Origin of the sequence: Nostoc sp., assembly GCF_036917415.1 — a bacterium.
GTDB lineage: Bacteria > Cyanobacteriota > Cyanobacteriia > Cyanobacteriales > Nostocaceae > Nostoc.
On sequence record NZ_JBALDJ010000019.1, the window covers coordinates 1 to 7,509 of the forward strand.

Sequence of the window (7,509 nt, forward strand, 5' to 3'; positions counted from 1 at the left end):
CTAAGCTTAGAAAGCCAATAGCAGGCATAACAACCTGTACCCGAAGTTATATTCATCTTTATTATATGCAAATTGTAGGCGCAACAGCTTACCAAAATGTAGAAAATCGCATTGAGAACTTCCCACATCTCTACTTCACGCTTACGACCACCCGGTTTTGCTTCTGAAATTAGGTCGCTTATCAATTTATATTGCTCCATGCTCAGGTTGCTCTTGTATGCTTTACTCATACCACTCTCTCGGTGCTGTTTACTATCTATTCACAGCGTATACTGAGAGAGCTTTTTTACTCAATTGCCGACTTTTCAAACAACCTCTTAGTGTATTTTAGTAGTATTTATCCAGGAAATTGCCAAATGAATGAGCAAACATTAAAACAGCTAGTAACGTCAGGCAAAGCGTCTATTATCTATGTTCATGGAACATCTAGAAGTGGGACTACAATTGCTCAAGTTATTTTTTCAAGGTTTGCTGACCGAGCAATCCATCAACCATTTGCGGCTCTTCTAAAGACTCAGGGTGGGAGCCTCAGACCCAATAAATTACCGTTAAATACTGATATTTATGAAGATGCTTGTGGTGTGATAGTTAATCAGATTCTTGAGATTCTCAAAGAGAAAGACCATGCCACAATTCTGGTTAAGGAAATTTCATATTTCTTTGAACTACCTATTTGGGAGCGCTGGATTCAGATTCCCGAAAAGTTTCTGTTCACAATCCGAGAGCCACATTTACAGTATTTTTCGGAATTATCCCTGAATACTTACAGATATTTTCATAGCGATGGAGCATTGATCATAAATCGGGAATTTGTATTAGAGAACGCACCCACTATGGAATCTTTAAATTTACAGAAACTCTCGTCAGCTTGGGACGGGACAATTATTAGCGATAACGAAAATCAATGGGAAGCGTTAATCTCTCAGTGGAAGACGGTGCGCTCTTTTTTGGAGGGAACTTCAAAAAAACTAGCAATTATGGATTTGAATATTATGAGAATGAATCCTTACTATGCTCTTGAAAAAATAATAGACAAACTAGGTATTGAAGTGGCTGATCTCGATCCGTGTATCCACACTTTAAATATACAGTCACAATCAAAAATCTTTGATTTGCGAAATCCCAATAGAGAGGCAGTACGTAAAGCACGAAATAGTAAGGCTATAGACCCGCTGGTTGAAGGAGAAGATATAAGTCCGTATGCCTTTCCACCTCAGTCCCGAGAGCATATTTGGCGATTAATTCCAATTTATCTTTATCTCCTCTACGCCCCCGAACAGGTAGCTATGCCATCATTAGAGCAACTCAACGATTTTGTCGCACAAAGCGAAACCTTAAAATTGTCAGATACACACCCTTTTGAAGCTTATGCGATCGCCAACTTCCATCTGCATCAGAAAACTGCTCAACCAGAAAAAGTTGTTCCATTGATCGAGCAAATTTTAAAGGGTCATACAAAAACTTCTTCAGGCTGGGAAAAAGAAAGCCTAAATTCAGAGCGATTCAAAGGTTCTTTTGAGATGGTTGAGCAGTACTGGAATCAGCGGAATCAAGCCAAAAATTGTTAGTCAAAATATTCACAAATTACATCAAAAAAGTACTTGACCACAAATACTGCCGGATGAGGTGGATTTCATTAATCAGGAAACAACTTTAATCGCTTGTGCTAGCACCACTTTTTAGCTGATTAATCAATTTGCTGTCATCTTTCTTACTCAAGAGAAGAGAAAAAACAGAAGGATTAACCCCAACATTCCTTACCACTAAAACACTCAGCCAAATGTTCCACACCATCATCGCGAAGGCTGTAGCGATCGATGCCCCAACAGCACCGAGCAAGGGAATTGCGAACGCGTTCAAAACCAGATTTATTAAAACCGCACAACCGAACACAACCACGGATTTGTTTTGATGACCAGTCATCGTCATCAAAATGTTTACAGAGCCACATAATGCATTTATCATTTGCCCTAAAACCAGAATCTTCAGCGCCCAACTTCCCGCGACGAACTCTGAGCCGAAAATTCCCAAAACGGGTTCGGCGAAGACCACTAAGATGAAGACGATGGCGAGTGTAGGCCAGAAAATCCAGAGCGTCACAATGGAAATAACTTTTTGCAAACCCTGTAAATCCCCTTGGGTATATAGGGTAGTAAACATAGGTGCTGCTGCCATATTCACAGTCTGCAAAATGACATTTGTCCACATTGCTGTCTTCACGGCGGCGCTGTAAATTCCGGCTTCGGAAGGCCCCAGAATTGAGCCAACCATCAGAATATCTGTTTGACTCAAAATACTGGCAAAAGCATATTGGAGCAACAAAACCAGGGATACTCCTAACCATTCGCGGTGGGCATAAACTGGAGTAGCGGGTTTCACTTCCTTGTTTAACTTATTCCACAACAGCCATAACTGAAACAGAACCACCGGTAACAATACCAGTGTTGCCATGCTAATCATGGGCACGCTCGTGAGAGAGTGATTCTTTTTCAACAGGAGAAACCCACCACAAAGCACTAAGACAGGCCAGATGATTTGGGATGGTATGTACGCTAAGGTAATGTCCTCCATCGCCCTCATGGTTTCTAACTGCAAATAGACTAAAGCCTGTAATGGCACTAGCCAAATCCCGATTAGAAGCGGGGTGGCGTAGGTAAAGCTGTGATAGTGGTTCAACAACCAGATTGCACCTGTCCCAACAACAGAGATTAACAAACCAGCTAGCACAATAATCAGCCAGCTACTCCAAACTATTCCTCGCAAACGTCCCCAGTCTTGTTTAATTCGATATTCAACAACAAAGCGCAAAACTGTGCGAGGATAACCGATTCCGGCGATGATCGCCAACAGCAATGACCAGGAAATGACATATTCATAGATGCCATATTCTGTCTCACCCATCCATTGTGCCAAGAATACCACACTTAAGTAGGTAACAGCCCTACCTCCAACCTGTATGATTATAGCTACTGTCGTATCTTTAGCGAGAGTTTGCAATTTAATGCTTTCCAGATTTTGAGAGAGTAAAGGTTGAGACATGAATGTTTTTTTAAAATAAAGTGGAAAAGTCAGTAGACCGAAAAGTTTTGTGTTCAAGAAAAAAAGTAGCCCGTGATACAGTTTTTCGAGAGATCAAAAAAGTTGTTCACTTTTGATGACTCATAAATTAAAGTTATGAATCAACTCCCAGAATCAACCCAAGCCAGTCCTAAGTCAAACGCATTTCATGGACTTCCCCATAGTTGCCATCTATAGTTTGACGTAAAAACTCTAACATTTGTTTAAAAGTAAATAGATGAGAGAAAGCTTTTTTACTACTACTTCTTAAAGTACTGAGATAATGCCATAATAGATAAATCCAAATGTTAATAACTAGAAATGCCAAAGCCATAAATAGAAACTTAATAATTGAGTTTTTAATAGTTGTTTTTATTCGGTATTGATTTTTCATCCGATAGCTGCTTTCAATTCCGATCTCTAGAGCACTAATTCAGTAAAAGCATTGCCCCTGTGAGTAGAGCAGAAGTGAAGTACAGAGCGTGCAGAAACCACTTGTCGACCGTTAGGGCGACTGGCATACAGAGAGCATATTTTGGCATCTCTGTTTCGCATTGCTTCTGGAGTTTATTTATTAGGTTTGCTTATATATCTTTTTTTGCCAAAATCTGAAAAACTGTATATTAAAATACAGCTAATTCAACAACGGTCTGATTTTTCTTCTGTTCTTTTGCGAGCACGCAAAACTTTTCGGTCTACTGAAATTAAATATCATGATGGAGTCAAAGCTGATGAAAGCATATTCGCTCGATCTCCGCAAAAGAATAGGGGTTAGGGCCAGGGCGAACGCACGGTATTTCTGAAACCCTTGCTGGATAAGGATCTTGACGAAAAAATAGGCTAAATTTAAAAACGCTGAAACCCTTGCTATTAAGGGATTTTTATACTTTAGATGCGTTTGCCCTAGGGTTAGGGCCAATCAGCGACGCGACAGCCCAAGGGATAAAAGTCCATAGTGTACTAGCAGCAAGCGAGTGGGGAGTACCGCTAGGGTTGTTGCATCAAGTAGTGTAGGCGCGGGAGAAGCCAAGAGCAGCAAGGGGAAGCAAGCACTCGCGTGCCATCAGTGAGAAAGAGAGCCTCAGGTGGCTCGAAAGCCTAGAAGCGTATCAGCAGATAGTGCCACAAGAGATTCGGGTAATTACCGTTGCCGACCGAGAAGCGGATATCTATGACAGGACTTATGCAACTGTCACATGCGATCGCAACAATAAGATTAGGCCAAAGGCATGGCTAGGGAGGGGTGTTTGAGCTGTTGAATAAAATAGTTGGAGAGTAATCCGTATTTGATTTGATTTGATAAACTGTTTGGCCTGTTTTGTAGGCCAATTCTTTCAACCTCAGCCAGACCAACCACGCTGAAACTTGATTAACGGAAAACCTACGCCACGATAACCCCAAAAGGAGGAGTTTAAAATGGTTGTTGCAAATATCAAGAGGTTAACCAAAGAAGAAATCGTCGGAAACGCACGGCAAATAAGAGACGAAGTGGCTAAAGTGGCTCTTGAAACCGAAAAACGAGGAAATATTTCGGAAGAGATTATGAAAAAGCTCTGTGAAGCAGGTTTTTTCAGTGCGATGACTCCTTCAGAGTTCGGTGGACAGGAAATGCCCTTGGATGTTGTGTTCGATGTTTGCGATTATATTGCACAGGGATGTGTTTCCACAGCTTGGGTCACCTGCTTGGTTTCGGTGCACAACTGGATGGTCGGATTGTTTCCTTGGGAAGCTCAAAAAGAAGTTTTTGCAGATAATAATTATAATTTAGTTTCTGCCACTTTTGGTCCCAAAGGCAAAGCAGTCAAAACCAATGGCGGATATATTCTCAGTGGAAGATGGTCTTTTCTTAGTGGAATTAAACATAATTCCTGGGTAATTGTTGGAGGTATGTATTTGCCTAATTCCACAGATGAGAAGCCTATACCAAAGGTCTTTATTCTTCCACAAAAACAGGTGGAAATATTAGACACTTGGTATGTTTCTGGAATGAAAGGAACCGGCAGCAACGACATTAAAATTAATCAGGTATTCGTTCCTAAGTATAGAGTAGCGAATCTAATCGATCTACTGAACGGGAATTCTCCAGGTTCCAAAGTTTTGAACAGCCCTAATTTCCAATGGTGTCTTACATCGGTTGCTGCTTTATCAGTAACGGCTCCTGCTATTGGCGCGGCAAAAAGAGTCATACAAATTTACAAAGATAAACTTCACAGTTTTTTAGAAAAGAATGTGGAGGTCAGACAAACAGCTCTTGTCAGATTATCAGATATTATGGTCAGGCTAGAAACAATGGAACTGTTAATACGGAACAGTATTAAGGATATGATCCTCAAAACTGAAAGCGCATCCCTAACCTTGAATGACAGAGCCAAATACAGGGTGCAGTGTACATTAGCGGTGAAAGAATGTAAGTCGATTATCAATGAAGTTTTAGATGTGATGGGATCGCGAACGCATTATTTAACCGAAGAATTACAACGTTTTGCACGAGATATTGCCATGATTTATTCTCATATCACGTTCGATTTTGATAGCGCTAATGAAGTCTATGGCAAATTGCAACTGGGATTACCACATAACACTCCAATCATTTAAGTAGTCGTCATGAACTGCGTACACCAATAACGCATGAAAATGTGACATCCTTCAGACCACAGTACTCGATTTGAAGTCGCGTTCGCTTAGTGCATTAAGCTTGATAACTAATCAGACCCAAATACCTGCAAGAACTAGCAACTGTCGCTTCCATGTTTTGGAAAGCACGTAATTCAGAATTTGACTCATCAATAGGTATTAATCGAGTGCTGTGTTTTTTGCTCTGTGGAACTCAACTCTAATGAAAGTGGTGAAAGAGCGTTAATTATAGTTTAGTTTCATTATTGTTTACTCAGGAGACTAAATGCGTAGACTTAATTGGATTTTGATTGCGATGCTAATAGCAGTGGCAATTTTCACTATTCCTACCAAAATAGCGATCGCTCAAACCACGACAACTCCTACTTGGTCCGAATTTATTTGGCCGCTTTGTGGACGAATTAAAGAAGAGCCTGGTAATGCTTGGAAAAATGGAGACGACTGTGATTATGTTACTCGCATTGAGCAGCAACATAAAACCGATTTTCCCATTTATCACGGCTTCGGCTATCGAACTTTTAATGACGTTAATAGTCCCACTTCCTTTTACATAGGAGTTAATAGTCCCATTTCCTTTCACAGAGGAATCGATCTAGCGACTGCCGGAAACAGCCATAATTCGGCTGCGGATAATCCAGTCTTTGCTGCGGCAAGTGGTTTTGTTAAGTCCGTTACGTGTGACAAAGAGGGTCAGTCAGATGCCGATCCAAATGATCCCTCCAAACCTTGTCTAAGCGATCGCGACTACCAAGTTGTATTGCTCCATCCTGCTAATGGGGCTTCACAATGCTCAACCAAAAATCCATGTCAAATCTCTGTTTACAATCATGTTCGTAATGTTCTTGTTAAGAATAGAGATTCTGTTGTCAAAGGCAAGCAAATTGCTTGGACAGGAACGGGCCATAAAGACAATTTCGATCATCTTCACTTTGCAATACGAGATCCCTATAAGCGAGCATCCGTGGCAAAAATGATGACTCCAGTAGAAGCTTCTTTTGCTAAAGATGCCCGCAACCCCATGTTTTACTTGCCTTATCCACCCTTAAGTGGAACTGAGCCATTCCGTATTGAAATCACTGAAACGTCGCTAGTTCCTAACGTAGATGTTTGGGTCACTCTCAATGCAAATTCAGGTTACAACTTGAATTTAAAGTATATCAAACTTGAGCCTAGCTATAAGGACAGCAATGGGGAGCATCAACGGGCGTTTGACGATGCTGCAACACATCTTGGTACTTACGTCAAAGAGTATGTCGTCAACAACAGCGTTTTTGATGTGGATGAGTGGAATGTTCAGCACACACCGTTTCCATCTAGTTCTTCGTTATGGAATACAGAGAGAAACGAAAATCCATACTTTAAGAATCAAAATTCTAGCGATCCTAATTTCTTTTTGGAGAAGAATGCAGGCATGACCATTAAAAATGGCCATCGTTACGCAGATTTCGACTACAAGCTTATTACCGCAAAACCTCGTCCTGATAGTGCTAGTACTAGTACAGGCAATGACTGGTACAAACTTAAAATCGGCTTCACAGGTATTGAGGCTGCTCCTGCGGGGACAACGCGTTGTTACACAATAGCGGTCGTTACTCAGTCTGAAAGCAATAGCCACTCTCAGTCTGCTACGCGTTGCTTCAGCTAGCAGGTAAAATGGTACAAACCGCGAAATATCATCTCCAAAGAAATTCGGTCAAATGGTAGAGATAATTCGTCTGCAACAGCATTTCCCAAGTCAACCAAAACAGCATAAAATAACAAGTAGCCCAGACTTGTAACTTCACACTATTAATAGAACCCCACAATAGTGTTAATACT

At 41.0% G+C, this 7,509-nt stretch carries 7 protein-coding genes and 2 pseudogenes; 4 read left to right on the plus strand and 5 right to left on the minus strand.

Going from position 1 to position 7,509, the window contains the following annotated elements; translation table 11 throughout:
• A partial coding sequence (locus tag V7K41_RS01960; protein WP_334845477.1) for a transposase occupies positions 1–230 on the minus strand: 230 nt, incomplete at its 3' end.
• 126 nt (positions 231–356) lie between these two features.
• Here V7K41_RS01960 and V7K41_RS01965 point away from each other — a divergent pair.
• The gene (locus tag V7K41_RS01965) at positions 357–1,568 is read left to right on the plus strand and encodes a hypothetical protein (RefSeq protein WP_334845478.1); all 1,212 of its coding nucleotides are present in this window, start codon (positions 357–359) and stop codon (positions 1,566–1,568) included.
• Between the two features lie 85 nt (positions 1,569–1,653).
• Here V7K41_RS01965 and V7K41_RS01970 read toward each other — a convergent pair whose 3' ends face one another.
• Together V7K41_RS01970 and V7K41_RS01975 are read right to left on the minus strand one after the other, a co-directional pair.
• Positions 1,654–3,039: a flippase gene (locus V7K41_RS01970; protein WP_334845479.1), complete on the minus strand. Its 1,386-nt coding sequence runs from the start codon at positions 3,037–3,039 to the stop codon at positions 1,654–1,656.
• 169 nt (positions 3,040–3,208) lie between these two features.
• Positions 3,209–3,391: a hypothetical protein gene (locus tag V7K41_RS01975; RefSeq protein WP_334845480.1), complete on the minus strand. Its 183-nt coding sequence runs from the start codon at positions 3,389–3,391 to the stop codon at positions 3,209–3,211.
• Between the two features lie 785 nt (positions 3,392–4,176).
• On the opposite strand from V7K41_RS01975, the gene V7K41_RS01980 reads away from it, so the two are divergent.
• Entirely contained in the window at positions 4,177–4,308 is a 132-nt protein-coding gene (locus V7K41_RS01980; protein ID WP_334845481.1) for a hypothetical protein, read from the plus strand.
• On the opposite strand, the pseudogene V7K41_RS32780 reads toward V7K41_RS01980, so the two are convergent.
• Positions 4,274–4,416, minus strand: a pseudogene (locus V7K41_RS32780) (IS701 family transposase); the annotation flags it as partial. The gene V7K41_RS01980 and the pseudogene V7K41_RS32780 sit on opposite strands and share 35 nt — an antisense overlap.
• Before the next feature lie 57 nt (positions 4,417–4,473).
• Here V7K41_RS32780 and V7K41_RS01985 point away from each other — a divergent pair.
• Together V7K41_RS01985 and V7K41_RS01990 are read left to right on the plus strand one after the other, a co-directional pair.
• Complete coding sequence (locus tag V7K41_RS01985; protein WP_334845482.1) at positions 4,474–5,652, plus strand: acyl-CoA dehydrogenase family protein; 1,179 nt, start codon at positions 4,474–4,476, stop codon at positions 5,650–5,652.
• A 304-nt stretch (positions 5,653–5,956) separates the two neighbouring features.
• Entirely contained in the window at positions 5,957–7,336 is a 1,380-nt protein-coding gene (locus tag V7K41_RS01990; RefSeq protein WP_334845483.1) for a M23 family metallopeptidase, read from the plus strand.
• A gap of 5 nt (positions 7,337–7,341) precedes the next feature.
• On the opposite strand, the pseudogene V7K41_RS01995 reads toward V7K41_RS01990, so the two are convergent.
• Positions 7,342–7,509: pseudogene (locus V7K41_RS01995) on the minus strand (IS4 family transposase); the annotation flags it as partial.